The following is a 25,649-nucleotide window of genomic DNA, read 5'->3' as shown; positions in this document are numbered from 1 at the left end:
AGAGCTTCATACGGTGATCGTGCCCGGCGGAACAGGCCGTGGGAACAGAACCTCGCTGTCGGCAGAACGGGGAACTCTCCGGTCAGGAGGTGTACGCGAGAGGGCTGCGATGGTGCAGCAGCCACCGGTGGTACTCCTCCGCCCGCCGCGCCGCGTCGCGGTAGGCCGCCTCCAGCTCCTCGTACACGGCGTCCGTGTCCGCGCCCGGCCGCGAGACCAGCAGCAGCCGCACCGCCAGCGGGTCGCCGCGCAGGGGGCGGATCGCCATGTCGTCGCGGGGGCCCGAGGTCGGCTGGCAGGGCGCGACCGCCTCGCCGAGCACGACGAGGGAGGCCGCCGTGAGGTAGTCGCCGTGCAGGACGGGCGGATCGAGACCAGCGGCGCCGAGGACCCGCCGCACCCCGTCCCACTCCCCGTCCACGGAGGGGTCGACCATCCACCGGTCTCCCGCCAGGTCGTCGAGGTCCACGACCGGCCTTCCGGCCGCCGGATGGTCCCGGGACAGCGAGATGAACTGCGGTTCTCGTTCCACGAGTACGCGCTGGATCAGTCCGTCGGGAACGGCGAGCGGACACCCTTCCACCTCGTGCACGAAGGCCACGTCGAGCCGGCCGGCCGCCACCGCGCCCAGCAGCGCCCGGGCCGACACGTCGACCCGGAGCGAGATGTCCGTGCCGGGCAGTCTCACCCGCAGTCCGCGCAGCCAGCCGCCGATGACGCGGCTCGCGGTGGATCCGATCCGCAGGCAGGGGCCACCGGCCCGGGCGGCCTCGGCCTCCGCCGTCGCGGCGCCGACCAGGGCGGTCATGCCGTCCACCAGGGGGCGGGCGCGGCTGAGGACGGCACGCCCCAGGAGCGTCGGCAGGCACCCCGTCCTGCCCCGGCGGAACAGCTCCGCGCCCATGGTCTTCTCGATCCGCTGGAGCTGCGTCGTCAACGAGGGCTGGCTGACGCCCAGCCGCCGTGCGGCCTGGTGAAGGCTGCCCGTGTCGGCGATGGCGCAGAGCGCCCTGAGGTGTCTCACCTCGAGCTCCATGACAGCGAGCGTATGACTGTTCGTACGCCGAGCACCAGATGCCCCAACCCCCACCAACCGGCGCGATTCAGGGGGTGTCGGGGCGACCGGCACGTGCTGATCCTGTGTGCTTCCCGTCCGGGCGATAGGGCGGTGTTATCGCCGGTTGACATCATCCGCTGCGGGCCCGGCTGCCCCGACACTCTCTCCGTACCCCCCCACCCGTTCCCCGTCCGCCTTCCGGACGGGGTCCATCGGACAGGTAGGAGACACCCCCCATGAGACACCCCAGGACAGCCGTCGTGTCGGCCGTTGCCGGTCTCGGACTCGCCCTCGCCGCCGCGCTGGGCACCACCCCCGCGGTCGCCGCCGCCCCCGCGTCCACGGCCACCGCGACCTCGGCGCAGGCCGGTTACGCCGCGTACGCCGGTTCCCGCGAGAACGCCGCCGCGAACAAGGCGTTCTTCGACGCCGTCATGAAGTCGGTCGCCGAGAAGCGGGCCGCGAACCCGGGCGCCACGGCCGTCACCGTGGTCTACAGCACCACCAACGCCCCCAGCTTCCGCAGCCAGATAGCGAGCAGCACCAGCATCTGGAACAGCTCGGTCAGCAACGTGAAGCTGCAGGAGGGCTCGAACTCCGACTTCGACTACTACGAGGGCAACGACTCCCGGGGTTCGTACGCGAGCACGAACGGGCACGGCAGCGGCTACATCTTCCTCGACTACGCGCAGAACCAGCAGTACAACTCCACCCGGGTCACCGCCCACGAGACCGGGCACGTGCTGGGGCTGCCGGACCACTACACCGGTCCGTGCAGCGAGCTCATGTCGGGTGGTGGGCCCGGTACGTCCTGCACCAACGCCTATCCGAACGCGACTGAGCGCTCGAAGGTGAACAGCCTCTGGCAGAACGGCCTCGCGTCCGCTCTCGCCCGCACCACGTCCTGACAGGCAAGGCGACACCGGCACCACCGGCGCAGGGGCCGTTCCGCGTGAGCGGGGCGGCCCCACGGGCACGGCCCGGCAGGTCGGGGCGCCCCGGCAGGGCTCAGGCGAGTTCGAGCGGGAAGGCGCCCCGATGGCCCGTGCCGGCTCCGTGCGCCGGCCGCGGTTCGAACTCCCGGCAGCTCCATATCTCCTGGACGAATCCGGTGCGCCGGTCCCAGAGTCCCGCGACATCGTCCCCGCCCGCCGCGTCGCGGTACGCGTCCTTGGCGCCGCGGAAGCAGGCGAGGCCGCCGGACAGACCGCGGGCCGGGGCAGGGAAGTAGTCGGAGAACGCGCAGGCTATGCACGTCTGCAGACGCATGTCCGGCGGCAGGATCCGCTGGACCGTCGCCAGCGCCGCGGCGAAGTCCCCCTCGGCTCGGTTCGACTCGTACACCGCCCCGTCCAGATGGAGTGCGAGGTAGAGGTCCGGGTCAGCCCTGCGCAGCGACAGCAGGCAGCTGAGGGTGGCCTGGCGGACCGTCCCGGAGACGAGGACCGGGAGCGGGAGGTCCCACTCCAGGACGCAGTCGTCGAGCACCCCGTCCACCAGGTCGAACAGCCCTTCCTGGGGTGCGTCCGTCACGGGCCCCAGACCGTCGAAGCTCTCGCCCTCGAAGTCCGTGCCCCGGACGCGGATACGGAGCTGCTGTCCGTCCGTGGTGAGAATGACGGCCTCGGAACCCTGACGGTCCCGGTACCAGCCTGCCCACGACTCATCTGTCATGAGCAGGGACTGTAGTCCGTGCCCCGGGCCCGGCCCGTGGCACCCTCCCCTTCCGCGCCCCCGGAGTCCGATCCCGCTCATCCGGCGCGGAGTTCGCGACACATGGGCCACATCGAGGAGCCTCGGGAAGGTCGGCGGTCCGTCCCACGAAGCCGAACCCGAGCCTCTCGTGGAAACCGCGGCTGCGCGTCGCCCGCCTCCGGACGGGCGGGCAGCCCCACCCGGCCGCCTCCTTCCGTCCGTCACGACGTCGGCGAAGACCCGGAGGAACTTGCCGTGCACCGGACGCCGGTCTCCCTGTCGGGAAGGACCCGGCGACTCACCGGGGCGTCGTGGCAGGTTCGTTCAGGGGTTCTCACGACCTGGTCCCTGTCCCGCCGGTCCGCCTGCCGTACGCGTACGCCCGCGACCGGCCCCGCTCTCTTCGTCCCGTGACGGTCGACCCAACGGGTCCACGGGATCCTGGAGCCGGCCGTCGGGGCCGGTCACGGACAGGCCGGGTCAGTGCGTTCTACGGGTGACGAACTCGGCCAGGGCCAGCAGGTCTCCCGCACCGGCCGGCGCGGGCACCGCACGGGACAGGTGATGGACGGCACGGGCCATCCGGTCCGCAGCGGCGATCTGGGCCCAGTCCCGGCCGCCCGCCCGGTCGACCGCGTCGGCGGCGCTCCGGACCTCCGCCGGTGTGTTCATGGCACCCCGGTAGAGCGCGGCGAGTTCGGCGGCGGCCGGGGCATCCGACGTGAGCGCCGCGACCACCGGCAGGGACTTCTTGTGGGCGGTCAGGTCCGCCCCGACGGGTTTGCCCGTGCGCGCCGTGTCCCCCCAGATGCCGATCAGGTCGTCGATGAGCTGGAAGGCGAGACCCGCCTCCCGGCCGAAGCCGTCCATGGCGTCGACCGCCCGCTCCCCCGCTCCGGCGTAGAGCGCCCCGAGGGCGCAGGCACAGCCCAGGAGAGCGCCCGTCTTGGCCATGGCCATGGCCATGCACTCATCCAGCGTGACGTCGTCGGGGCCCCTCTCCTCCAGGGCGCAGTCGGCCTGCTGTCCCGCACAGAGTTCGATCACGCAGGTCGAGAGCCGCACCGCGGCCTGTCCGGACGCCGGGTGCGGGTCGTCCGCCAGCAGCCGCAGGGCGAGGGCGAGCATGGCGTCACCCGTGATGACGGCGTCCGGCACACCGAACACAGCCCAGGCCGTGGGCCGGTGCCGCCGGGTGGTGTCCTCGTCGATGACGTCGTCGTGGAGCAGGGTGAAGTTGTGCGCGAGCTCCACTGCGACGGCCGCCCGCATCGCCGCCTCGGCGTCCCCTCCCAGTGCGCGCGCGGCGGCCAGGACGAGCGCGGGCCTGATGGCCTTGCCGGCCTGGCCGGAGGCGGGCGTACCGTCGGCGTTCTGCCAGCCGAAGTGGTACATGGCGACCCGGCGTATCGCCCCGGGCAGTGTTTCGACGGCTGCGCGCAGGTGCGGGTCGACGGCGTTACGGGTGTGTTCCAGGAGCACGGCTGCCTTGTGCCCCTCCATCGCGGCATCGGTACTGGTCATGGTCACGGGTCACTCCTTCCCGGGCGCCCGGGGGCGCCTTGGTCACGGCTCGGCCTGCCGGGGCCCGGGCGGCTGCCGCCCGGGCCCCGGCGAGCGTCACCGCCAGCGGCTCACCTCCACGTTCTCCAGGACACCGAGGGCGTCCGGCACGAGGACGGCGGCGGAGTAGTAGGCCGTCACGAGGTACGAGATGATCGCCTGCTCGTCGATGCCCATGAAGCGGACCGAGAGGCTCGGCTCGATCTCGTCCGGGATACCGCTCTGCTGGAGCCCGACGACGCCCTGGTCGGCCTCGCCGGTCCTCATGCAGATGATCGATGTGGTGCGGGCGTCCGTGACCGGGATCTTGTTGCACGGGAAGATCGGCACTCCCCGCCAGGCGGGCACGTGGTGCCCCCCGACCTCGACGCTCTCGGGTACGAGGCCCCGCTTGTTGCACTCCCGTCCGAATGCCGCGATGGCGCGCGGATGGGCGAGGAACAGCTTCGACCCGCGCCTTCGTGAAAGGAGTTCGTCCATGTCGTCGGGGCCGGGCGCCCCGTCGTGCGGCTGGATCCGCTGCCCGTAGTCGCAGTTGTTGAGCAGCCCGAACTCCCGGTTGTTGATGAGCTCGTGCTCCTGGCGCTCACGCAGCGCCTCGACCGTGAGCCGCAACTGCTGCTCGGTCTGGTTCATCGGCTGGTTGTAGAGGTCGGCAACCCTGCTGTGGACCTTCAGCACGGTCTGGGCGACGCTCAGTTCGTACTCGCGGGGCGCCGACTCGTAGTCGACGAAGGTGTGCGGGACGATGCTCTCCCCCACATGTCCCGCCGAGAGGTCGATCTCCGCCTCGCCGTACTTGTTGGTGCGCTGGTGCGGAATGGCGAGCAGCCCGGCGAGATGGTCGCGCAGCGAGTCCGCGCGGGCGGCGAGGTTGAGCACGTCGGACCGGCGCAAGGTCAGGAGCGTGCAGGCGGTCACCGCACGGGCCGTGTACTCCCAGGTCGCGTCGCCGTCGAGCAGGACGTGGTCGCCGAAGTAGGCGCCGTCGGCGAGGACTCCGAGCACCGTCTCGTCGCCGTACGGCCCGGCCCCGATCTTCTCGACCTTGCCGTGGGCCAGCAGGTGGACCCGGTCGGCAGCCTCCCCTGACGCGGCGAGCACCTCTCCGGCCGCGACATCGCGCTGCTCACACCTGCGCGCCAGTTCGGCCAGTACCTCTTCGTCACCGAAATCGCGCAGGGCGGGAAGTTCACCGAGCTCGGCGGGGATGACCGTGACCCGGTCGCCCGTCTGGACGAAAGTCACCCTGCCGTCTCCGACCGAATAGCTCAGCCGGCGGTTCACCCTGTACGTGCCGCCCTGCACCTGTACCCACGGCAGCATGCGCAGCAGCCACCGCGAGGTGATCTCCTGCATCTGCGGGGCGGACTTGGTGGTCGTCGCGAGGTTCCGCGCAGCCGCTGTGCCGAGACTCTGCTGCGGCGGCTGCGTGTCGCGAACCTCTTCACCAACGGACATCCGACATCCTCTCGATCATGGACTGACCTGCGAGAAGAAGACTTGCAGCTGGAGGACACGGCACGCTATTACACAAAAGAGTGTGACTATTCGGGCCCGGGGCGGGAACGTTGCCCACGCCTGGGCGTCCGCATACGCCCCGCATCGAGCCGGGTGCAGCGGATGGCGGGCGCACTGCGAGCACGGCCCAGGTCCTAGGACTTCAGCCCGCTCCTCATCCGGGACCCGCGCCCGTTACGGCGCCTCGCGCAGGCGCCTAGCGTTCGTGCCGTGGATACGACAGGCACTCTCGACGAGGCTCTCCAGCGGCTGCACCTCTCAGGTCCCGAGCGGCTCGGGCGGCCTACAAATCACGCGCCGATGGCCGTCGAGGCCCTCGCGGCCAACGGCCGGTCGGCTGCCGTGCACCGCTGGCTCGACCTCTACGCGCCGAGGCTCGAGGAGTTCCCCGCCGGCGTGGAGGCGGTCACGGACGCCGACTGGCGGTCCGCACTCGGCGACCCGCGCCGCGCCGCCGACTGGATCGGCTACTTCGGCCGGAGGATCGCCGAGCAGCCCTGGCGCGAGGTGCTCACACTGTGGTGGCCCCGCCTCCTGCCCGGCATGTACGGCGGATCGACGCATCCGGTGATCCGCGTGGGCCACGCCGTGCGCACACTCCTGGCGGGCGAGGAGACCGGGCCGCGTCTGACCGAACTGGCCCACGGCCTCGGTTACTGGGCGGCCCGTCACCACCCCGTCGCCGGCCTCGTTCCCACACCCGGCGCCGACAGTGCCGCGGCGGCCCTCGACGCGGTGGCGCCCGTCGCGAAAGGGGAGGGCGGCTTCCCCGACCGGCTCGGCCGGGTCAGGAGCCTGCCGGTGTGGGCCGCCGGGGTGACGGATCCGGCCGAGGCGCGCCACCGGCTCACCGAACTGGTCCGGGCGGCCACCCACCGGTACGCCACCCACGGCCACGGCGACGAGACGATGCTGGTCCACGCGGCCACGGCCCCCAACGCCGTCCTGCGAACCCTCCCCGCGCTCCCTGAGGCCCTGTGGGTACCGGGCCTCAGGGCCGCCTGGACCGCGTCCGCGGCGGTGACCGCCATGTACGCGCCGGACGCCCCGGTGGCCTGCGCACCGCCTGGCCGGATCACGCCGGAAGAGGTCGTGGAACGTGCTCTGGCGCATGGCGACGAGCACGTCATCAAGCTGACCGACACGGCCATGGACTTCGGCGACGAGCAGTCGCTCGCGGCAGCCCTGCGTGCCGTCGAGCTCAGTGAACCTCTGCGATGACGGGCGCTCAGTACGCGAGCGGTGCTCCCGAAACGACGACCTTGCCCGGGTTGAGGATGCCGTGGGGGTCCAGGGCCGCCTTCACCGCTCGCTGCATGGCGAGGTTGACGGGGCCGATCTCGCGGTCCATGCCGCCCATCTTCAGCAGGCCCACGCCGTGTTCACCGGTGACCGTGCCGCCGAGGGAGATCGCGGCGTCGAGGATGTCCTCGAAGGCGAGCTGGGCGCGGGCCCTGGCCGCGTCGTCACCGGGTTCGGTGATGATCAGGGGGTGGAGGTTGCCGTCGCCTGCGTGGGCGATGTTGGCGATGAGGACATCGTGTTCGCCCGCGATCTCCTCGATACGCGCCAGCATCTGCGGCACCCGGGACCGCGGCACGACCACGTCCTCGGTGAGCACCGGCCCCAGTCGTTCCAGCGCCGGATAGGCGAGTCGGCGGGCCTGGAACAGGGCGTCCGCCTCCGCCTGGTCGGTGGAGACCTCGGCCCAGGCGGCCCCGGCCTCCGCGAAACAGGCCCTCATGGCCTCGGCCTCCGCGTCGCCCGCGGCTCCCGGGGTGTCCACGCGGCCGAGCAGGATCGCGTTCGCGTCCGCCGACAGGCCCATGTTCTTCCACTCGTCGACGGCCTTCAGGCAGTGCCGGTCGAGGAGTTCGAGCGCCGAAGGCACGACTCCCGCGGCCGTGACCCGGCTCACCGCGTCACCGGCCGCGACGACCGAGTCGAAGAAGCCGGCCACCGTACGCTCGGCCGGCCGCGCGCCGCGCAGCTTCACGGTGATCTCGGTGATCACGCCGAGCGTGCCCTCGGAGCCGACGAACAGACCGCACAGGTCGTACCCGGCGACCCCCTTCGCGGTCTGCCGGCCCACCCGCACGACCTCTCCGAGGCCGTTGACCACCTCGAGCCCGAGCACGTAGTCGCGGGTGACGCCGTACTTGACGCAGCACATGCCTCCCGCGTTGGTGGCGGTGTTGCCGCCGATGGTGGACCAGGGGGAGCTCGCCGGATCCGGCGGGTACCAGAGGCCCTGCGCGGCGCACGCGGCACGCAGATCGTCGTTGACGACGCCCGGCTGGACGACGGCGAGGCGTTCCACCGGGTCGATGCGCAGGATCCGGTTCATGTCCTCGAAGGAGAGGACGACGGCACCGTCCACCGCGTTCGCCCCGCCCGAAAGGCCCGTGCCCGCGCCGCGCGGGATCACCGGGATCCGGTGTTCGACGCAGTACGCGACGACGGCCCGCACCTCATCGGTGCCCTGGGGCCGCACGACGGCGAGGGGCAGACCCGCCGGGGCCCACTCCGCCTCGTCGCGCGCGTAACGGCCCAGGCTCTCCGGGTCGGTGATGACCTTGCTCGCCGGTATCCCGTCGGCTGCGTTCGGCTTCGGCACGGCCGCTGACCGCCTCTCCTGCTCTCGCGCGCCCCGCATCCGTCACGGGGCCGCACCTCCATGATGGCCCGCCCCCTCACGCGCAGGACCAGGGGCCTAAGTTGCATCTGTCATGCAACTTATCTACGCTGCCGCCATGCGGCTGACGCGATTCACCGATGTGGCACTCCGGGTACTGATGCTCCTCGCCGTCACGGCCGAGAGTGAGGACCCGCCGACCACCCGCGAGGTGGCAGCCGCCATGCAGGTGCCCTACACCCACGCGGCGAAGGTCGTCGCCCGCCTCCAGCACCTCGGCCTGGTCGACGCACGGCGGGGCCGCGGCGGGGGCCTCTCCCTCACGGCCGCCGGCCGGTCCGCCTCGATCGGCGCCCTGGTGAGGGAGCTGGAAGGGCCGGGCGAGGTCGTCGAGTGCGAGGGCAGCACCCCGTGCCCCCTGCGTTCCGCCTGCCGACTCCGCTCCGCACTGCGCCGGGCCGAGGAGGCGTTCCACGCCTCGCTCGACCCGCTCACCGTCAGCGATCTCACCTCCTCCCCAACCGGCCCGCTGCTGCTCGGCATCAGCCGCGGCCGCCCCGCGCCGGGCTGATGATCCGGCCACACCCCTCCCCCTGCGTACCCGCTGCGCACGGAGGGGATCGCGCTGCCCAAAAATACGCATCTCATATACCAATTACCTGTCCGGTCGTCGACACGGCCGGCTCACACCCCAGGAGTCACCCGATGCTCTCCGAGACGTCGACCGCCACCGTCCGAGCCACGCTCCCCGCCGTGGGGGCGGCCATCGGGGACATCGCGGACCTCTTCTACCGGAAGCTGTTCGACGCTCACCCCGAGCTGCTCCGGGACCTGTTCAACCGGGGCAACCAGGCGTCCGGCACACAGCGTCAGGCGCTCGCCGGATCCATCGCCGCCTTCGCCACCCGGCTCGTCGAACATCCGGACACCCGGCCCGACGTGATGCTGGGCCGCATCGCCAACAAGCACGCCTCACTGGGCATCACCGCCCCGCAGTACGAGATCGTGCACACACACCTCCTCGCCGCGATCGCCGAGGTGCTCGGCGACGCCGTCACTCCCGAGGTGGCCGCCGCCTGGGACGAGGTCTACTGGCTGATGGCCAACGCGCTGATCGCGATCGAGGAACGGCTCTACGCACAGCAGGGCGTGACGGCGGGGGACGTCTGGCGCGAGTGGACGGTGGCCTCCCGCATCGAGGACACCCCTGACGTGGCGACCTTCCGGATCACTCCCTCCGACGGCGCGCCCGCCCCCGCCTTCCGCCCGGGCCAGTACGTCTCCGTCCAGGTGGAACTCCCCGACGGCGCACGCCAGATACGCCAGTACAGCCTCACCGGGGCGTCCGGCCCCGGCCTGCGCTCCTTCTCGGTCAAGCGGGTTCGGGGCGCGGCGGGCCCGGAGGGCGAGGTCTCCACGCGACTGCACGCGCGACTGCGCGCGGGCGACCGGCTGCGCGTCTCCGCGCCGTACGGCGACCTGGTGCTCGACGGCTCCGATGCCCCCCTGCTCCTCGCCTCGGCAGGCATCGGCTGCACCCCGGTCCTGTCGATGCTCGAACAGCTGGCGGAGGAGGGGCACCGCTCACCCGTCACCGTGGTGCACGGCGACCGGTCGCCCGCCGACCACGCACTGCGCACGGACCACGCGGCGCTGACCGGCAAGCTGCCCGACGCCGTCGCCCACTTCTGGTACGAGAACCCGGAGCCCGGCCACCCGGCGGAGCGCACCGGCACGGTCGACCTGAGCGGTGTCCCTGTCGCCCCGGGCACCCACGCCTATCTCTGCGGACCGCTCCCCTTCATGCGCACCGTCCGCGCCCAGCTGCTGGACAAGGGGGTCGCGGCGGCCGACATCCATTACGAGGTGTTCGGTCCCGACCTGTGGCTCGCCCAGGGCTGAGCACACCCTCTCGGGGCACGCGCGGAACCTCAGGACGAACCGCAGGCACCGAACTGTCCGGATCAAATCGCACAGGGCGCAAACAACGCCCGAACAGGTTTGCCGGAGCCAGGTGTTCCGGTAAAAGCGCTGTACGGACACGCTCCCCCGCCAGACAAGGAGTCGGCCATGTCCTCACCCATGTCAGCCAGCAACTTCCTCAAGGCCCTGAAGAACGAGGGGCTCACCGTCGTCCAGGTGGGCGACTGGCGTACGCACAACCGCAACCACAAGGGCCCCTGGGGGCCGGTGCACGGTGTGATGCTGCACCACACCGTCACGGAGGGCACGGCCCGCACCGTCGAGATCTGCCGGGACGGGCACCCGGGGCTGCCGGGACCGCTCTGCCACGGCGTGATCGCCAAAGACGGACGGGTCCATCTGGTGGGCTACGGCCGTGCCAACCACGCCGGCCTCGGCGACGACGACGTCCTGCGCGCCGTGGTGGCCGAGAAGCGCCTGCCCTCGGACAACGAGTCCAACACCGACGGGAACCGCCACTTCTACGGCTTCGAGTGCGAGAACCTCGGCGACGGGAAGGACCCCTGGCCCGCCGTCCAGCTCGAGGCCGTCGAGAAGGCCGCAGCGGCGGTCTGCCGCTTCCACGGCTGGGACGCCCCCTCGGTCGTCGGACACCGGGAGTGGCAGCCCGGCAAGGTCGATCCGCGCGGCTTCTCCATGACGGGCATGCGCAACCGCGTCCACGACCGGCTGAAGTAGCGCGGCACCGGCCGCACACAATGGAGGCATGGACGACGAAACGCTCGGTCTCTCCCGGCTGCGGCCGGTGCTGCCCTCACCCCTGCAGCCGGTCGAGGACGAGCGGTTCGCACGGCACGGTGTGACGCTGCTGCTCAAGCGGGACGACCTGATCCACCCGGACCTGCCGGGCAATAAGTGGCGCAAACTCGCCCCCAATCTCCGGGCCGCCGCGGGCCGTACCGTACTGACCTTCGGCGGTGCCTACTCCAACCACCTCCGGGCCACGGCCGCCGCCGGGCGGCTGCTGGGCTTCCCCACCGTCGGTGTCGTGCGGGGCGGCGAGCTGGCCCACCGGCCACTGAACCCCTCCCTCGCACGTTGCGCGGCCGACGGCATGCGACTGCACTTCGTGGACCGCGCGACCTACCGCGCGAAGACCGTCCCCGCGGTCCTGGACGGCCTGCTGAGCCGCTTCGGGGAGTGCGTGGTCATCCCGGAGGGCGGCAGCAACGCGCTCGCCGCACAGGGCTGCACAGAGCTCGGTCGCGAACTGCGCGGCCGGTCCGCCACCGTGGCGGTCGCCTGCGGCACCGGCGGCACCCTGGCGGGGCTGGCCGCAGGCCTCGGCCCCCGGCAACGCGCACTCGGCGTCCCCGTCCTGCGCGGCGGCTTCCTGGGAGCGGCGGTGCTAGATCTGCAGCGCGAGGCGTTCGGCGCGCCCGTCGGGCGGTGGTCCCTGGACGACCGCTTCCACTTCGGCGGGTACGCCCGTACGACACCGGAGCTGCACGCCTTCGCCGACGACTTCGAGGACCGGCACGGCCTGCCCGTCGAACGGCTCTACATGGCGAAACTCCTGTACGGACTGACCGTGCTGGCAGGGGAGGGCGCCTTCGCCCCGGGGTCCGCGGTCACCGCTGTCGTGACCGGACGGCCCGGGACGGCCGGTGACGGTCAGCCGGTGTCCGACTCCCGGTAGGCGGCGGCCTCCTCCAGGTCCAGCCGGCGCAGCAGGGCACGCAGCATCTCGTCGTCGATCCTCCGCTCGTCCCTGAGGCGTACGAAGACCTCGCGCTCGGCGGCGATCATCTCCCTGGCCAGCCGCCGGTAGGTGTCGTCCGCCGACTCGCCGGTGGCCGGGTTCGCCGCGCCGAGCCGCTCCCAGACGGCGTTGCGGCGACGCTCCATGACGGTGCGCAGCCGCTGGGTCAGGGGGTCGGGCAGCGCGTTGACGGGGTCGGCCAGCAGCTCGTCCAGGCGCTCGTCCGCGGCCGCCGACGCCTCGCTCTGCGCCTGCGCCTCGGCCAGCGTCTCGGTGCGCACGTCGCGTCCCGGGAGCTTCAGCACACGCACCAGCAGGGGCAGGCTCAGCCCTTGGACGACCAGGGTCCCGATGACGGTGGTGAAGGTCAGGAACAGCACCAGGCTGCGCGCGGGGAAGTCCTCCCCGCCGTGCGTGACCATGGGGATGGAGAAGGCGATGGCGAGCGAGACGACACCCCGCATCCCGGCCCAGCCGACGATCAGGGGAGACGTCCAGGGCATCGGCCCCTCGCGTTCCCGGACGCGCTTGGAGAACCAGTGCGGCAGGTAGCTCGCGGGGTACACCCAGACGAAGCGCACCACCACCACGGCGACGAACACGAGGACCGCGTACCGGAAGGCGTCCATCACGCTGTAGGCGCCCAGCTCCCGCAGGACGAACGGCAGCTGCAGCCCGATGAGCGCGAAGACCGCCGACTCCAGGACGAACGCGACCATCTTCCAGACCGCCGCCTCCTGGAGCCTGGTCGCGAAGTCGACCTGCCAGGAGCGGTGCCCCAGGTAGAGCGCGACGACGACCACGGCGAGCACCCCGGAGGCGTGCACCCGCTCCGCGGCCGCGTACGCCACGAAGGGGATCAGCAACGACAGGGTGTTCTGGAGCAGCGCCTCCTTGAGGTGGGTGCGCAGCCAGTGCAGCGGAACCATCAGCAGCAGGCCGACGGCGACTCCACCGACCGACGCCAGCAGGAACTCGCCGATCCCCTCGCCCCAGCTCACGCCCTCGCCGACCGCCGCGGCGAGCACCACCTTGAAGGCGGTGATCGCGGTGGCGTCGTTCACCAGGGACTCCCCCTGGAGGATCGTGGTGACCCGGGCGGGCAGGCCCACCCGGCGGGCGATCGCCGCGGCGGTGACGGCGTCCGGCGGGGCGATGACGGCGCCGAGCACGAGCGCGGCGGTGAGCGGCAGGTCCGGCACGAGCAGGTAGGCGAGCCACCCCACCGCGACCGTCGCGAAGAGCACGTACCCGACGGAGAGCAGCGCGACCGGCCGCAGGTTGGCCCTCAGATCCAGGTACGAGCTGTCGACCGCCGCCGTGTACAGCAACGGCGGCAGCAGCAGGGGCAGCACGATGTGCGCGTCCAGGGTGTAGCTGGGCACTCCGGGCAGGTAGGAGGCCAGCAGCCCGGCCGCGACCAGCAGCAGCGGTGCGGGCACCGGTGTCCGGCGGGCCGCCCCCGCGACCACCGCGCTCACCGCGACGAGCGCAACCAGCGGCAATGCGTCCATCTCGCTGTCCTCACATCCGACGTAACGTGGCCATCATGAGTGAGTGCCTCCACGTATCCGAACTGCCGCGCCCCGAGCCGGCCCCGCTCAGCGACACCTGCCCGGAGTGTCTGGCGGCCGGCACGCATCCCGTGCAGCTGCGGCTCTGCCTGGTCTGCGGGCGCGTCGCCTGCTGTGATTCCTCGCCCCTGAAGCACGCCTCGGCCCACTTCGAGGCGACCGGCCACCCGGTGATGCGCAGCTTCGACAGTGCCGAGAGCTGGCGCTGGTGCTTCGTGGACGGTTCGATCGTCTGACGCCTGGGTACGTCAAACCGGCGCCGGTTCTTCGCAATTGACCGCCGCAGACCTCTAGCCACTGTGTGTACTCATATGCATACGATGAGTAATCACAAGGTTGCGGTCTCGGCGACACGGCATCATGGGTGGCGACAGCGTCGCCGGACCACAGAACCGACGACGGACCGTATGGCCCCGGGCACTCGTCCCGGAGCCTCGAACGAGTGTGTGCCACCTTGGAGGTGAGGGTGTCCCAGATCGCAGGCGAGCCCGGGAACCAGGACTTCGTAGAGGTCCGGCTGCCCGCTGCGGGTGCCTACCTGTCGGTGCTGCGTACGGCCACGGCCGGCCTCGCAGCGCGCTTGGACTTCACTCTCGACGAGATCGAGGATCTTCGCATCGCGGTCGACGAGGCCTGCGCGATCCTGCTCCAGCAGGCCGTGCCGGGCTCCGTCCTCAGCTGCGTCTTCCGACTCGTCGGGGATTCCCTCGAGGTGACCGTCTCGGCGCCCACGACGGACGGCCGCGCCCCTGAGCGCGACACCTTCGCCTGGACGGTGCTCTCCGCACTGGCCGGCAAGGTCGACTCCACGGTCGCCGACGACCGTACGGTCAGCATCAGCCTGTACAAACAGCGCGGCGCGGGACCCGGGCCGGCGTGAGCGACGGGAACGGGGACGGTCCTGTGCGTGACGAGACGATCCGGTCGGAAGCGGTGCGCCCGGCAGCCCTCCCGGAACAGCAGGCGCGGCCGCATCCGGAGGGCGAGGCGGACGGTGCGGACGGAGCGAAGGGCCGTCCGGTCGCGTTGGAGCAGTCGCAGGCGGAGCGGGCGGTCCAGATGAGCGAGCACGCGCACCACGATCCACGCGACCGCAGTGGGGCGCGGGCGCTCTTCATCGAGCTCCGGGAGCTTCCCGACGGCTCGGCGGAGAAGGCCGAGCTGCGCAACCGGCTGGTGCGGATGCACCTGCCGCTCGTGGAACACCTGGCCCGCAGGTTCCGCAACCGCGGCGAGCCGCTCGACGACCTGACCCAGGTCGCCACCATCGGCCTGATCAAGTCGGTGGACCGGTTCGACCCCGACCGCGGCGTCGAGTTCTCGACGTACGCGACCCCCACGGTCGTCGGCGAGATCAAGCGCCACTTCCGGGACAAGGGCTGGGCGGTGCGGGTGCCGCGGCGCCTCCAGGAGCTGCGGCTGTCGCTGACCACGGCCACCGCCGAACTCTCCCAGCAGCACGGCCGCTCCCCCACCGTGCACGAGCTGGCGGAGCGCCTGGGGATCTCCGAGGAGGAGGTCCTGGAGGGACTGGAGTCGGCCAACGCCTACAGCACGCTCTCGCTCGACGTCCCGGACACGGACGACGAGTCCCCGGCGGTCGCGGACACGCTGGGCTCCGAGGACGAGGCCCTGGAGGGTGTCGAGTACCGCGAGTCGCTCAAGCCGCTGCTTGAGGACCTCCCGCCGCGCGAGAAGCGGATCCTGCTGTTGCGTTTCTTCGGCAACATGACCCAGTCGCAGATCGCCCAGGAGGTCGGCATCTCCCAGATGCACGTGTCCCGCCTCCTGGCGCGGACGCTCGCCCAGCTGCGCGAGCGGCTGCTCGTCGAGGAGTAGCCGGCCAGGGGGCAGGGACCGCGGCGGGTCAGGCGTCGGGGGTCGTCCGCGACCCCCGGATGCCCAGCGCCTCGGTGGTCGCGGGGTTGAGCACCAGGACGAGCCCCGTCACGGCGACCACGGCGAGGACGATGCCCGCGGGGATCAGTGCGCCCTGGGACCGCAGGAGCGTCCAGGCCACCGGCAGCGCCATGAGCTGGGTGATGAGCGCTGGGCCTCGGCTCCAGCTGCGCCGCAGCAGCAGCCCACGTGCGGCGAACAACGGGATCAGGCCGAGTGCCACCAGCGTGAGCCCGCCCATCTCGGCCTGCTGGATGCTGTCGGGCCGCCCGAGGAGCCCGACGGCCAGCATGTAGATCCCGCCGATGACGAGCGCCGCGCCTTCGAGCGCGTTGACTGCGGCCAGGGCGGCGATCCGGCCCGGCTTCTCCGGGCCGGCCGAGGGCGACGGGGAGGGGGTGCTCTGCTGAGTGCTCACGCCTTTCAGATTCGCATCCCGGACCCCCGGAAGCGAAGCCGGGGCCGGGACGCCCGCGTCACCGGAAGACCGGTCACGCTGTGTCATCGGGCGTGGACCCGGCGGATCGCGACTTCGGGCGGTACGGCGCGGTAGGTACTCTGGCGGACATGCGCGCACTTCTCGTGGTCAACCCAGCTGCCACCACTACCAGTGCGCGGACCCGTGACGTACTGATCCACGCCCTCGCGAGCGAGATGAAGATCGAGGCCGTGACCACGGAGTACCGCGGCCACGCCCGGGACCTCGGGCGGCGGGCCGCCGACTCCGACGACGTGGACCTGGTGGTCGCCCTCGGCGGCGACGGCACCGTCAACGAAGTGGTCAACGGACTGCTGCACGACGGACCGGACCCCGAGAACCTGCCGAGCCTCGCCGTGGTGCCCGGCGGTTCCACCAACGTGTTCGCCCGCGCCCTGGGCATCCCCAACGACGCCGTCGAGGCGACCGGCGCCATCCTGGACGCCCTGGCCGACCGCAGCGAGCGCACGGTGGGACTCGGCCTGGCGGCCGGCACCCCGGGCACGGCCGACGAGGCAGTTCCGGGGCGCTGGTTCACCTTCTGCGCCGGACTCGGTTTCGACGCGGGCGTCATCGGCCGGGTCGAACAGAAGCGCGAGCGGGGCAAGCGGTCCACGCATGCGCTGTACGTGCGCCAGGTGCTCCGGCAGTTCGTGGAGGAGCCGCACCGGCGCGACGGCCAGATCACCCTCGACGTCCCCGGCCGGGACCCGGTCACGGACCTCGCGCTGTCGATAATCTGCAACACCGCCCCCTGGACCTACCTGGGGAACCGGCCGATATACGCGTCGCCGAAGGCCTCCTTCGACACCGCCCTGGACATCCTCGGCCTGAGGCGTCTCTCCACCCCCGCCATGACCCGGTACGCCACTCAGCTGCTCACTTCGAGCCCCGAGAAGGGCCCACACGGTAAGCACGCCGTCTCCATGCACGACCTCACCGACTTCACCTTGCATTCAAAGGCTCCACTGCCCTTCCAGATGGACGGCGACCACCTGGGACTGCGTACGAGCGTGACGTTCACAGGCGTACGCCGTGCACTGCGTGTGATTGTGTGAGTGGAAGCGGCCAAAGTCCTTTAACTCGAACGTTTGGGCTGGCCCCCACCCCTTAGAAGTACGGCTGTGACCTAGTCGACACCGAGGAATCAAAAAAAACTTTCCAGAAGGGGTTGTATCCGTCGCCGAGGTTTGCGAATCTCTACTTGGCGATCGGGACGGCCCGCAACATCGGCCTCCACTGGGAGCCAGAACCCCTCCTCACCACAACAGGACCACATCCAGCTCAACTGGGCGTAGGACCTTTGTCCGCGGGGGGATTCGTGAAAGCGTTCACATTCACAAGCATCAGCATGTAATACCAAGGAGAGGTAGCAGCCATGGACTGGCGTCACAACGCCGTTTGTCGTGAGGAAGACCCGGAGCTGTTCTTCCCCATCGGCAACACCGGTCCTGCGCTGCTGCAGATCGAGGAAGCCAAGGCCGTCTGCCGTCGCTGCCCCGTCATGGAGCAGTGCCTGCAGTGGGCGCTCGAGTCCGGCCAGGACTCCGGCGTCTGGGGTGGCCTCAGCGAGGACGAGCGCCGCGCAATGAAGCGCCGCGCCGCTCGCAACCGGGCGCGTAACGCCAGCGCCTGACCGACGCCCCCCGCACGACGAGCCTCAGCCAGGCGGCGCGTACAGAGCGTACGCACAGCCCCGCCTTCGAGTCGCAGCGCGCAGTACCCCCGAAGCGCATCGCATCGTGAGCACCACGCAGTGGGCCCGGACCGTCACCACGGTCCGGGCCCACTGCTGTGTGGCGGCGACCGCCGTCCCGTCCGGCTACTTGTCGTTCTGGACCGGGATGTCGAGCACCACCTGAGTGCCGCGCACCGGCGCCGGGACCATGCCGAACGTTCCACCCAACTCGCCCTCGACCAGTGTCCGCACGATCTGCAGCCCAAGATTGCCCGCGCGCTGGGGGTCGAACCCCTCGGGCAGCCCACGACCGTCGTCCGTCACGGTGATCAGCAGCCGGCCCTCGGCCGGAGAGCCGCCGCGCACCGCGGACACCTCCACCGTGCCGTGTTCCGCCACGGTGAACGCGTGCTCCAGTGCGTTCTGCAACACCTCGGTGAGCACCATGGAGAGCGGGGTGGCCACCTCCGCGTCGAGGATTCCGAAGCGTCCCGTGCGGCGGCAGGTCACCTTGCCCGGCGAGATTTCGGCGACCATCGCGATCACCCGGTCGGCGATCTCGTCGAACTCGACGCGCTCGTCCAGATTCTGGGACAGCGTCTCATGCACGATGGCGATCGAACCGACGCGCCGCACCGCCTCGTTGAGCGCCTCACGGCCACGCTCCGAGTCCATCCGGCGCGCCTGGAGCCGCAACAGTGCGGCCACCGTCTGGAGGTTGTTCTTGACCCGGTGATGGATCTCCCGGATGGTGGCGTCCTTCGTGATCAATTCCCGCTCGCGGCGCCGGAGTTCCGTGACGTCACGGAGCAGCACCAGCGAACCGATGCGCACCCCCTTGGGCTTGAGCGGGATCGCACGCAGCTGGATGACCCCGCCCGCGCCCTCGACCTCGAACTCCCGGGGCGCGTAGCCGCTCGCCACCTTGACCAGGGCCTCGTCCACCGGCCCGCGTGACGGCGCGAGTTCCGCGGTGGTCTCGCCGAGGTTGTGGCCGACGAGGTCCGAGGCCAGGCCGAGCCGGTGGTAGGCGGAGAGGCCGTTGGGGCTCGCGTACTGCACGACGCCGTCGGCGTCCAGCCGGATCAGCCCGTCACCGACGCGCGGCGACGCGTCCATGTCGACCTGCTGGCCGGGGAAGGGAAAGGATCCGGCGGCGATCATCTGGGCGAGGTCGGAGGCGGACTGGAGGTAGGTGAGCTCCAGCCGGGACGGCGTCCGCACGGTGAGGAGGTTCGTGTTCCGGGCGATGACGCCGAGGATCCGGCCCTCCCTCCGTACGGGGATCGACTCGACCCTGACGGGCACTTCCTCCCGCCACTCCGGATCGCCTTCACGCACGATGCGGCCCTCGTCCAGGGCGGCGTCCAGCAGCGGCCGGCGGCCGCGGGGCACGAGGTGGCCGACCATGTCGTCCTGGTAGGACGTGGGGCCGGTGTTCGGCCGCATCTGGGCCACGGACACGTAACGGGTCCCGTCGCGGGTGGGTACCCACAGGACGAGGTCGGCGAAGGACAGGTCGGAGAGCAGCTGCCACTCCGAGACCAGCAGGTGGAGCCACTCGAGGTCGGTGTCACTCAGGGCTGTGTGCTGGCGGACGAGGTCGTTCATGGAGGGCACAGGTGCGAGCGTACCCGTGGAGGCGAAGAGGTTCCGAACCGATCGGCCCGCGGATGCGTGACACTGTGAGGGAAGGATCCGGACCGGAGAATGTCCGCGCCGATGGATAGACATCGGCTATTGGTCTAGTCCACAATGCACCACGTAGGGGCATGACAGGCAGGATGCCTCCCCTGCGCGACAGACCTCCGCTCTCCCCGCACAGGAGGGCGGACCGAGGTATCCGGCGCTCTCTGCCCTGACTGCGCCGGTGCCTCCAGTGGCCGGAGGCACCGCACACCGCCGGCCAGGTAGCTCCGGGCTGCGGTGCCGGACGGGCTGAGGGTCCCGTCCCGGCGCCGCGGCCCGCGGGTGTTTCCGGGGGCTTTCACCTCGCGGACGGGACCGTCCGCCGACAGGGCGACAAGCGGTGGCGCACACGTGGACGGTTCACCTCCGTGCCGCGCCGTTCTGCTAGATTGGGGTCCAAGATTGGTCTATACCACATGACGCCACTCTCCAGATCGGCAGGCACAGCGTGGAAGTTGTCATCGTCCCGGACGCCACGGCAGGCGGCGAACTCATCGCGGAGGCCATCGCCGCCCTGCTGAGCCGCAAGCCCGACGCCCTGCTCGGCGTTGCCACCGGCTCGACCCCGCTGCCCATCTACCAGGCACTGACGGCCAAGGTCCGCTCCGGCGCCGTGGACGCGGCGCGTGCCCGCATCTGCCAGCTCGACGAGTACGTCGGGCTGCCCGCCGGCCACCCCGAGTCGTACCGCTCGGTCGTGCTGCGCGAGGTCATCGAGCCGCTCGGTCTGTCCGAGAAGTCCTTCATGGGCCCGGACGGCAGCGCCACGGACGTGCAGGCGGCCTGCGACGCCTACGACAAGGCGCTCGCCGAGGCGGGCGGCGTCGACCTCCAGTTGCTCGGCATCGGCACCGACGGACACATCGGCTTCAACGAGCCGTGCTCCTCGCTCGCCTCCCGTACCCGCATCAAGACGCTGACCGAGCAGACGCGGATCGACAACGCGCGCTTCTTCGACGACGACATCGAGCAGGTGCCGCACCACGTCATCACCCAGGGCATCGGCACGATCCTGGAGTCCCGCCACCCTGTTCTGCTGGCCACCGGCGCGGGCAAGGCCGACGCGGTGGCGCTGACCGTCGAGGGCCCCGTCGCCTCGGTCGTGCCCGCGTCGGCGCTGCAAATGCACCCGCACGCGACGGTGGTGGTCGACGAGGCGGCGGCGTCGAAGCTGAAGCTGGCGGACTACTTCCGCGCGACGTACGCGGCGAAGCCGCAGTGGCAGGGCCTGTAGGAGCCCCGGACGCGTGGGGGCCGGGTCACCCGCACGGTGACCCGGCCCTCACGCGTCGCCGCACGTCTCAGCGGGCCGCGCCCGTGATGGCCTCCGCGGCCGCGATCCCGCACACCCGTGCCGCGCCGTGCGTGGCGATGTGCAGCGCGCCCCGGGGCGGCGCCACGGGCAGGCCCATCTCGACCACGACCGTGCCGGGACGAGCGGCCACCAGGGCGTCCAGCGCCGCGCTCATCCACGCGTGCCGGTGGACGTCGCGGACGACGGCGACGATGCGCCGCTCCCCCGCCGCCCTCAGGACCTCGGCGGCCGGTGACGCGCTCCCGCTGCCGTAGGTGCCCGTCTCCGTGCCCGGCAGCGTCCGGGCCAGCTCGGCGGCCACGCCCCACGGCGTCTCGTCGCCGACCGCGATGTTGGCGACCGGGGTGAACGCGGCGACGTACGCGGGCTCCCGCAGCGGCTCGGCGGTGCCCGTCACCGTCACGGCCCGGCGGGCCGCGACCAGCCCGACGCCGGCTCCGGCGCCGGGCGCGGTCCCCTCCTGCATGTCCGCGCCCGGCTCCGAGGCAGCCCCCCTGACCCTCCGCGTCCAGGACGCGAGGGCCCGTACACGTGCGGCCGCGTCGGCCAGCCGCTCCTCGGGCAGTTCACCGCCGCGCACCGCCGTCACCAGCGCGTCGCGCAAGCGCAGCACGGTGCCCTCGTCGGCCAGGCCGCCGCCGACACAGATGGCGTCGGCGCCCGCGGCGATGGCGAGCACCGATCCGCGCTCGATGCCGTACGTGCCGGCGATGGCGTCCATCTCCATGCCGTCGGTGACGATCAACCCGTCGTAGCCCAGTTCACCGCGCAGCAGACCGGTGAGGATCTGCGGGCTCAGGGTCGCCGGCCGCGTCGGGTCGAGTGCGGGAAGCAGGATATGGGCGCTCATCACCGATTTGGAACCCGCTGCGATGGCCGCGCGGAAAGGCACCAGCTCACGGGCGTGCAGGGTGTCGAGGTCCACATCGATGCGGGGCAGCGAGTGGTGGGAGTCCACCGCCGTGTCGCCGTGACCGGGGAAGTGCTTGGTGCAGGCGGCGACACCGGCGGCCTGGAGGCCCTCGACGTAGGCGGCGGTGTGACGGGCGACGAGCCCGGTCTCGGCGCCGAACGAGCGTACGCCGATGACCGGGTTGTCCGGGTTCGAGTTGACGTCCGCGGACGGGGCCCAGTTGAGGTTGACCCCGCACTCGGCGAGCCGGCGGCCGAGCTCCCGGGCGACGGCCCTGGTCAGGTCCACGTCGTCGACGGCACCGAGGGCGAAGTTGCCGGGGAAGGACGAGCCGTTGCGGACCTCGAGCCTGGTGACGTCGCCCCCCTCCTCGTCGATCGCGACGAGTACGTCGTCCCGTTCGGCCCGCAGCCGGGCGGTGAGTTCGGCGAGCTGCTCGGGCGAGTGGATGTTGCGGCCGAACAGTCCGACGGAGGCCAGGCCTTCGCCGACCCTGCGCAGGAGCCAGTCCGGGGCGCTCGTGCCGGTGAAACCCGGCTGGAGGACGGCGAGCGCGTCGCGGGTGACGGTGTCCGTGGTGGATACGAGGGTGGTCATGGGGCTGCGTTATCCCTTCACGGCGCCGGAGGTGAGCCCCGTGGCCATCTTCCCCTGAATGATCATGAAGAAGATGACGACCGGGATGGAGATGAGCGTGGAGGCGGCCATCAGCGCGCCGTAGTCCGTACCGCGTTCCGTCGTGAAGGTCATCAGCCACACGTTGAGCGTGTACTTGGAGTTGTCGTTGATCAGGATGTACGCGAAGAGGTACTCGTTCCACGCGTTCACCAGGGCGAAGATGGACGCGGCCGCGAGACCCGGGGCGAGCAGCGGGAAGATGACCCGGCGGAAGGCCCCCATGCGCGTACAGCCGTCCACCATCGCGGACTCCTCCAGCTCCACGGGGATGTTGATCACGAACCCGCGGATCATGATGGTCGCGAACGGCAGTGTGGACACCAGGTAGACGACGATGAGACCCCAGTACTCGTCGATGCCGCCCAGGGCGTTGAGCTGGAGGTAGATCGGGATCAGCATCGCGGTCGGCGGCAGCATCTGGACCAGGATCATGATCATCATCAGCGCCTTCCGCCCGAAGAAGCGGAAGCGACCGATGGCGAGCGCGGCGAGCGTCGCGATGATCATGCCGCCGACCACCGCGGTGACCGACACGATGAGGCTCGACTGGATCGCCGTGGCGAAGTTGTCCTGCTTCACCGCGCGCGCGAAGTTGTCGAAGGTGAAGGAGGACGGCCACAGGGTCTGGTCGTAGGACCGGATCTCGTGGTTGGGGCGCAGCGAGCTGACGATCAGCCAGTAGACCGGGAAGGCCATGAGCCCGGCCGTGACCAGCGCCAGGATGTTGTAGCCGAGACGGTTCCTCTTGCGGTCGGGCCTCAGGACCTGGGCCGGCGCGTTCGTGGGCGTGGAGGCGCTCATTCGACCTCTCCCGTCTTGATCAGCTGGCGCAGGTAGTACACGGCGACGGCGGAGAGCATCAGGACGGTGATCAGTGCGATCGCGCTGCCCTGGCTGAAGGAGGTGGACTCGAACGCCTTGGAGAACGAGTAGAGGCCGAGGGTCTCGTAGTCGGGTTCGGGCTTGTTGCCGCGCAGCAGCCAGATCTGGCCGAACACGTTGAAGTCCCAGATGACCGACAGCGTGGCGACCATGGTGAAGACCGGCTTGATGACCGGCCAGGTCACGAAGCGGTAGACGCCGAACGCGGTGGCCCCGTCGAGGGAGGCCGCCTCCTCCAGTTCCTTGGGGACCTGGGTGAGGGCCGCGTACATCGTGATCACGACGAACGGGATGGCTCCCCAGACGACCAGGAGCGTGATGATGCCGAAGCCCTGCCACGGGTCGAGGAACCAGTTGTGGCCGAGCCACCGGTCCTCGTCGCCGGTGAGGTCGGCGAGCAGGGTGTTGATCAGGCCGTAGTCGGAGTCCGAGAGCCAGCGGAAGACCGAGGCGGCGACCATGAGCGGCATGGACCACGCGGCGATCAGGGCGACCGTGAGGACGAGTCGCACCCAGGTGGAGACCTTCAGCATCATCAGGGCGATCAGCAGGCCGATGCCCATGGTCAGCACGACGCAGACGGTCATGAAGACGACGGTCCTGCCGACGACCGCCCAGAACTCCGGGTCGCCGAGGATGTTGGTGAACTGCTCGAAGCCGACCCAGGGGGTCTCGCCGTTGCCCCAGAGGGCCGCCCGTCCCAGGTCCTGGAAGGACATGATCACGGTCTTGACCAGCGGGTAGACGTACACGGCGGCGATGGCCAGGATCGCCGGCAGGATCAGGAAGTAGGGAAGGAGTTCACCCTTCTTCCGCCGCTTCTTCGGGCTCGGCCCGCCGGCTTCCCGCTCGGACGGCGAGGCCCCGGTCTTCTCCGGGACACGCGGTACGGGGACCGGTGGACCGGCGGCCTTGGTGTCGGCAGCAGTCACGTGACTGACCTTCCATCGGGATCCCCGGGATCTGCACCCGGGAATCACGGCGTTTCTACCTGAGAAAAAAGGGGGGGCGGGGGCCCGGTCTTCGCCGGACCCCCACCTGGAGAGCCGAAGGCCCGGGGACTACTTGTTGATGAGCTCGTTGATCTTGTCGTCGGCCTTCTTGGCGGAGTCGGCGACCGAGGCGCCCTTGAGGATCTCCAGGAGCATGTTCTCCAGGACCTCCTCCTTCTCGATCGAGGTCCAGCCCGGCGCGATCGGCGTGAACCAGGCGTCCGGCACGGCGTTGGCGACTGCGGCCGTCTCAGGCTTCGACTTCAGCGGCTCGAGCTGCTTCTCGTTGTTCGGAAGGATGTTCTTGGAGGTGAGCACCTCCTGCGACTTCTCGCTGGTGAACATCGAGATCCACTCCTCGCCCAGGTCGGTGACCTTGGACTTGGCGGTCACCGCGAGGTCCGAACCGCCGATGAAGGACGGGAGGGCCTTGCCGTCGGGGCCGGGCATACCGGCCGTGCCGATCTTGCCCTCGAGCTTCGGGTTGCCGTTGTTGGCACCGTCGACGACGGAGCCGGCCTCCCAGCCGTTGCCGTAGATCAGGGCCGCCTTCTCGTTGGCCATCACGTTGGCGTGGTCCTGCTCGTCCTTGGTCTGGTCGGCTTTGTTGTACTTCTTGACCAGGTCGACGAAGTGCTCGATGCCCTTCTGGGACTCGGGGGCGGAGAGGTTGCCCTTCCACTCCTTCGCGCCCTCGTCGTACTCGGCGATGGAGCCACCGTAGGCCGCGACGTAGGACATGGCCGCGTACCAGTAGCGGCCCGGCAGGTAGAGGGACGAGAAGCGCTTGTCCTTCTTGCCGTACTCGGCCGAGACCTTGTCGAGTGCGGCGAGCATCTCGTCCTCGGTCTGCGGAAGGGCGTCGCTGCCGGTGCCCTTCTTGAGCATGTCCTTGTTGTAGACCGCGACACGGGCACCCGCGTAGTAGGGCACGCAGAACTGCTTGCCCTCGAAGGCGCAGGTGTCCTTGAGGCCCTTGATCCAGGTGTCCGAGTTGTCGTACTTCTTGGGGTCGATCTCGGCCAGGGCGCCGTTGAGGATGTACTGCATCGTCTCGGTGTTGCCGAGCTCGACGACATCCGGGAACTTGTCGCCGCCGAGGGATGTGTCGAGCTTCTTGGCCTTGTCCGCCCACTGCTGGTACTGGACGTTCACCTTGACCTTGGGGTACTTCTTCTTGAACTGCGCGTTGACGTCCTTGACCAGTTCCGGCCAGGTGCTCTGCGCGTCGACCATGAGCCAGACCGTCAGGCTCTCGGTGCGGTCCTTCGGGTCCTTCGAAGCGTTGTCGTCACTGTCCCCACCACACGCCGCGATTCCGGTCATCATCGCTGCGACGCCTACTGCCGCAATGAGCTTGCGCTTCATGCCACACCCTCCTCAGGGATACCAGCA

24 protein-coding genes are annotated in these 25,649 nt (G+C 70.6%); 12 read left to right on the top strand and 12 right to left on the bottom strand.

Annotated elements, in window-relative coordinates:
* Positions 1-82: 82 nt before the first annotated feature.
* Positions 83-1,036 (bottom strand): LysR family transcriptional regulator, encoded by a 954-nt coding sequence (locus tag JOC24_RS23115; protein ID WP_205022294.1) that lies wholly within the window; start codon positions 1,034-1,036, stop codon positions 83-85.
* A gap of 257 nt (positions 1,037-1,293) precedes the next feature.
* Here JOC24_RS23115 and snpA point away from each other — a divergent pair, with 257 nt between their 5' ends.
* Positions 1,294-1,965: a snapalysin gene (snpA, locus tag JOC24_RS23110; RefSeq protein ID WP_205022293.1), complete on the top strand. Its 672-nt coding sequence runs from the start codon at positions 1,294-1,296 to the stop codon at positions 1,963-1,965.
* Positions 1,966-2,065: 100 nt separating this feature from the next.
* Here the strand turns inward: snpA and JOC24_RS23105 are convergent, their stop codons facing one another.
* The 3 genes from JOC24_RS23105 to JOC24_RS23095 all read right to left on the bottom strand — a co-directional run bounded on the left by JOC24_RS23105 (position 2,066) and on the right by JOC24_RS23095 (position 5,776).
* Positions 2,066-2,731: a DUF6304 family protein gene (locus tag JOC24_RS23105; RefSeq protein ID WP_205022292.1), complete on the bottom strand. Its 666-nt coding sequence runs from the start codon at positions 2,729-2,731 to the stop codon at positions 2,066-2,068.
* A gap of 501 nt (positions 2,732-3,232) precedes the next feature.
* Entirely contained in the window at positions 3,233-4,276 is a 1,044-nt protein-coding gene (locus JOC24_RS23100) for a family 2 encapsulin nanocompartment cargo protein polyprenyl transferase (RefSeq protein WP_205022423.1), read from the bottom strand.
* 96 nt (positions 4,277-4,372) lie between these two features.
* Positions 4,373-5,776, bottom strand: coding sequence for a family 2B encapsulin nanocompartment shell protein (locus JOC24_RS23095; protein ID WP_205022291.1), 1,404 nt, complete (start codon positions 5,774-5,776; stop codon positions 4,373-4,375).
* 270 nt (positions 5,777-6,046) lie between these two features.
* Here JOC24_RS23095 and JOC24_RS23090 point away from each other — a divergent pair, with 270 nt between their 5' ends.
* Entirely contained in the window at positions 6,047-7,057 is a 1,011-nt protein-coding gene (locus tag JOC24_RS23090) for a questin oxidase family protein (protein ID WP_205022290.1), read from the top strand.
* A gap of 7 nt (positions 7,058-7,064) precedes the next feature.
* On the opposite strand, the gene JOC24_RS23085 is transcribed toward JOC24_RS23090, so the two are convergent.
* Entirely contained in the window at positions 7,065-8,492 is a 1,428-nt protein-coding gene (locus JOC24_RS23085; RefSeq protein WP_205022289.1) for an FAD-binding oxidoreductase, read from the bottom strand.
* A 97-nt stretch (positions 8,493-8,589) separates the two neighbouring features.
* On the opposite strand from JOC24_RS23085, the gene JOC24_RS23080 reads away from it, so the two are divergent.
* The 4 genes from JOC24_RS23080 to JOC24_RS23065 all read left to right on the top strand — a co-directional run bounded on the left by JOC24_RS23080 (position 8,590) and on the right by JOC24_RS23065 (position 12,093).
* Positions 8,590-9,042: an RrF2 family transcriptional regulator gene (locus tag JOC24_RS23080; RefSeq protein WP_205022288.1), complete on the top strand. Its 453-nt coding sequence runs from the start codon at positions 8,590-8,592 to the stop codon at positions 9,040-9,042.
* A gap of 134 nt (positions 9,043-9,176) precedes the next feature.
* Positions 9,177-10,373 carry a globin domain-containing protein gene (locus JOC24_RS23075; RefSeq protein WP_205022287.1) on the top strand — a complete coding sequence of 399 codons (1,197 nt, stop codon included), beginning with the start codon at positions 9,177-9,179 and terminating at the stop codon, positions 10,371-10,373.
* Positions 10,374-10,541: 168 nt separating this feature from the next.
* Positions 10,542-11,132 (top strand): peptidoglycan recognition protein family protein, encoded by a 591-nt coding sequence (locus tag JOC24_RS23070; protein ID WP_205022286.1) that lies wholly within the window; start codon positions 10,542-10,544, stop codon positions 11,130-11,132.
* Between the two features lie 28 nt (positions 11,133-11,160).
* Positions 11,161-12,093 (top strand): 1-aminocyclopropane-1-carboxylate deaminase/D-cysteine desulfhydrase, encoded by a 933-nt coding sequence (locus JOC24_RS23065; RefSeq protein WP_205022285.1) that lies wholly within the window; start codon positions 11,161-11,163, stop codon positions 12,091-12,093.
* Here the strand turns inward: JOC24_RS23065 and JOC24_RS23060 are convergent.
* Complete coding sequence (locus tag JOC24_RS23060) at positions 12,069-13,670, bottom strand: Na+/H+ antiporter (protein WP_205022284.1); 1,602 nt, start codon at positions 13,668-13,670, stop codon at positions 12,069-12,071. The genes JOC24_RS23065 and JOC24_RS23060 overlap by 25 nt on opposite strands.
* A 35-nt stretch (positions 13,671-13,705) precedes the next feature.
* Here JOC24_RS23060 and JOC24_RS23055 point away from each other — a divergent pair, with 35 nt between their 5' ends.
* The 3 genes from JOC24_RS23055 (at position 13,706) to JOC24_RS23045 (ending at position 15,569) form a co-directional block, all read left to right on the top strand.
* Positions 13,706-13,966: a UBP-type zinc finger domain-containing protein gene (locus tag JOC24_RS23055; protein WP_205022283.1), complete on the top strand. Its 261-nt coding sequence runs from the start codon at positions 13,706-13,708 to the stop codon at positions 13,964-13,966.
* A 230-nt stretch (positions 13,967-14,196) separates the two neighbouring features.
* Positions 14,197-14,610 (top strand): ATP-binding protein, encoded by a 414-nt coding sequence (locus JOC24_RS23050; protein WP_014154139.1) that lies wholly within the window; start codon positions 14,197-14,199, stop codon positions 14,608-14,610.
* On the top strand, positions 14,607-15,569 hold the full coding sequence (locus JOC24_RS23045; RefSeq protein ID WP_374104518.1) for an RNA polymerase sigma factor SigF: 963 nt from the start codon (positions 14,607-14,609) through the stop codon (positions 15,567-15,569). Before JOC24_RS23050 ends, JOC24_RS23045 begins: the two co-directional genes overlap by 4 nt.
* Before the next feature lie 28 nt (positions 15,570-15,597).
* Here JOC24_RS23045 and JOC24_RS23040 read toward each other — a convergent pair whose 3' ends face one another.
* Positions 15,598-16,047, bottom strand: coding sequence for a hypothetical protein (locus JOC24_RS23040; protein ID WP_205022282.1), 450 nt, complete (start codon positions 16,045-16,047; stop codon positions 15,598-15,600).
* Between the two features lie 149 nt (positions 16,048-16,196).
* On the opposite strand from JOC24_RS23040, the gene JOC24_RS23035 reads away from it, so the two are divergent.
* Positions 16,197-17,165, top strand: coding sequence for a diacylglycerol/lipid kinase family protein (locus JOC24_RS23035; RefSeq protein WP_205022281.1), 969 nt, complete (start codon positions 16,197-16,199; stop codon positions 17,163-17,165).
* Between the two features lie 320 nt (positions 17,166-17,485).
* Complete coding sequence (locus JOC24_RS23030; RefSeq protein WP_003953983.1) at positions 17,486-17,743, top strand: WhiB family transcriptional regulator; 258 nt, start codon at positions 17,486-17,488, stop codon at positions 17,741-17,743.
* Between the two features lie 186 nt (positions 17,744-17,929).
* Here JOC24_RS23030 and JOC24_RS23025 read toward each other — a convergent pair whose 3' ends face one another.
* The gene (locus tag JOC24_RS23025; protein WP_205022421.1) at positions 17,930-19,396 is read right to left on the bottom strand and encodes a sensor histidine kinase; all 1,467 of its coding nucleotides are present in this window, start codon (positions 19,394-19,396) and stop codon (positions 17,930-17,932) included.
* 526 nt (positions 19,397-19,922) lie between these two features.
* Between JOC24_RS23025 and nagB the strand changes: the two genes are divergently transcribed.
* On the top strand, positions 19,923-20,708 hold the full coding sequence (nagB, locus tag JOC24_RS23020; protein WP_205022280.1) for a glucosamine-6-phosphate deaminase: 786 nt from the start codon (positions 19,923-19,925) through the stop codon (positions 20,706-20,708).
* A gap of 67 nt (positions 20,709-20,775) precedes the next feature.
* Here the strand turns inward: nagB and JOC24_RS23015 are convergent, their stop codons facing one another.
* The 4 genes from JOC24_RS23015 to JOC24_RS23000 form a co-directional block, all read right to left on the bottom strand.
* Positions 20,776-22,299 carry a glycoside hydrolase family 3 protein gene (locus JOC24_RS23015; protein WP_205022279.1) on the bottom strand — a complete coding sequence of 508 codons (1,524 nt, stop codon included), beginning with the start codon at positions 22,297-22,299 and terminating at the stop codon, positions 20,776-20,778.
* Between the two features lie 9 nt (positions 22,300-22,308).
* Entirely contained in the window at positions 22,309-23,181 is an 873-nt protein-coding gene (locus JOC24_RS23010) for a carbohydrate ABC transporter permease (protein ID WP_205022278.1), read from the bottom strand.
* A complete protein-coding gene (locus JOC24_RS23005) occupies positions 23,178-24,194 on the bottom strand; it encodes a carbohydrate ABC transporter permease (protein WP_205022277.1) in 1,017 nt (338 codons plus the stop codon). The genes JOC24_RS23010 and JOC24_RS23005 overlap by 4 nt, the downstream gene beginning before the upstream one ends.
* Before the next feature lie 129 nt (positions 24,195-24,323).
* Positions 24,324-25,622, bottom strand: a complete 1,299-nt coding sequence (locus tag JOC24_RS23000) for a sugar ABC transporter substrate-binding protein (protein ID WP_205022276.1) — start codon at positions 25,620-25,622, stop codon at positions 24,324-24,326.
* Positions 25,623-25,649 lie beyond the last annotated feature (27 nt).

Source organism: Streptomyces sp. HB132 (genome assembly GCF_016909575.1).
Taxonomy (GTDB): domain Bacteria; phylum Actinomycetota; class Actinomycetes; order Streptomycetales; family Streptomycetaceae; genus Streptomyces.
The sequence above is the reverse complement of the archived record's forward strand: the minus strand, read 5'-3'. Positions and strand labels throughout refer to the sequence as shown.

Excerpts from the sequence above, each read along its gene's own strand:
- JOC24_RS23115 (WP_205022294.1), bottom strand. The coding sequence starts at position 1,036 with ATGGAGCTCGAGGTGAGACACCTCAGGGCGCTCTGCGCCATCGCCGAC.
- snpA (WP_205022293.1), top strand. The coding sequence starts at position 1,294 with ATGAGACACCCCAGGACAGCCGTCGTGTCGGCCGTTGCCGGTCTCGGA.
- JOC24_RS23105 (WP_205022292.1), bottom strand. The coding sequence starts at position 2,731 with ATGACAGATGAGTCGTGGGCAGGCTGGTACCGGGACCGTCAGGGTTCC.
- JOC24_RS23100 (WP_205022423.1), bottom strand. The coding sequence starts at position 4,276 with ATGACCAGTACCGATGCCGCGATGGAGGGGCACAAGGCAGCCGTGCTC.
- JOC24_RS23095 (WP_205022291.1), bottom strand. The coding sequence starts at position 5,776 with ATGTCCGTTGGTGAAGAGGTTCGCGACACGCAGCCGCCGCAGCAGAGT.
- JOC24_RS23085 (WP_205022289.1), bottom strand. The coding sequence starts at position 8,492 with ATGCGGGGCGCGCGAGAGCAGGAGAGGCGGTCAGCGGCCGTGCCGAAG.
- JOC24_RS23080 (WP_205022288.1), top strand. The coding sequence starts at position 8,590 with ATGCGGCTGACGCGATTCACCGATGTGGCACTCCGGGTACTGATGCTC.
- JOC24_RS23075 (WP_205022287.1), top strand. The coding sequence starts at position 9,177 with ATGCTCTCCGAGACGTCGACCGCCACCGTCCGAGCCACGCTCCCCGCC.
- JOC24_RS23070 (WP_205022286.1), top strand. The coding sequence starts at position 10,542 with ATGTCCTCACCCATGTCAGCCAGCAACTTCCTCAAGGCCCTGAAGAAC.
- JOC24_RS23065 (WP_205022285.1), top strand. The coding sequence starts at position 11,161 with ATGGACGACGAAACGCTCGGTCTCTCCCGGCTGCGGCCGGTGCTGCCC.
- JOC24_RS23060 (WP_205022284.1), bottom strand. The coding sequence starts at position 13,670 with ATGGACGCATTGCCGCTGGTTGCGCTCGTCGCGGTGAGCGCGGTGGTC.
- JOC24_RS23055 (WP_205022283.1), top strand. The coding sequence starts at position 13,706 with ATGAGTGAGTGCCTCCACGTATCCGAACTGCCGCGCCCCGAGCCGGCC.
- JOC24_RS23035 (WP_205022281.1), top strand. The coding sequence starts at position 16,197 with ATGCGCGCACTTCTCGTGGTCAACCCAGCTGCCACCACTACCAGTGCG.
- JOC24_RS23030 (WP_003953983.1), top strand. The coding sequence starts at position 17,486 with ATGGACTGGCGTCACAACGCCGTTTGTCGTGAGGAAGACCCGGAGCTG.
- JOC24_RS23025 (WP_205022421.1), bottom strand. The coding sequence starts at position 19,396 with ATGAACGACCTCGTCCGCCAGCACACAGCCCTGAGTGACACCGACCTC.
- JOC24_RS23015 (WP_205022279.1), bottom strand. The coding sequence starts at position 22,299 with ATGACCACCCTCGTATCCACCACGGACACCGTCACCCGCGACGCGCTC.
- JOC24_RS23010 (WP_205022278.1), bottom strand. The coding sequence starts at position 23,181 with ATGAGCGCCTCCACGCCCACGAACGCGCCGGCCCAGGTCCTGAGGCCC.
- JOC24_RS23000 (WP_205022276.1), bottom strand. The coding sequence starts at position 25,622 with ATGAAGCGCAAGCTCATTGCGGCAGTAGGCGTCGCAGCGATGATGACC.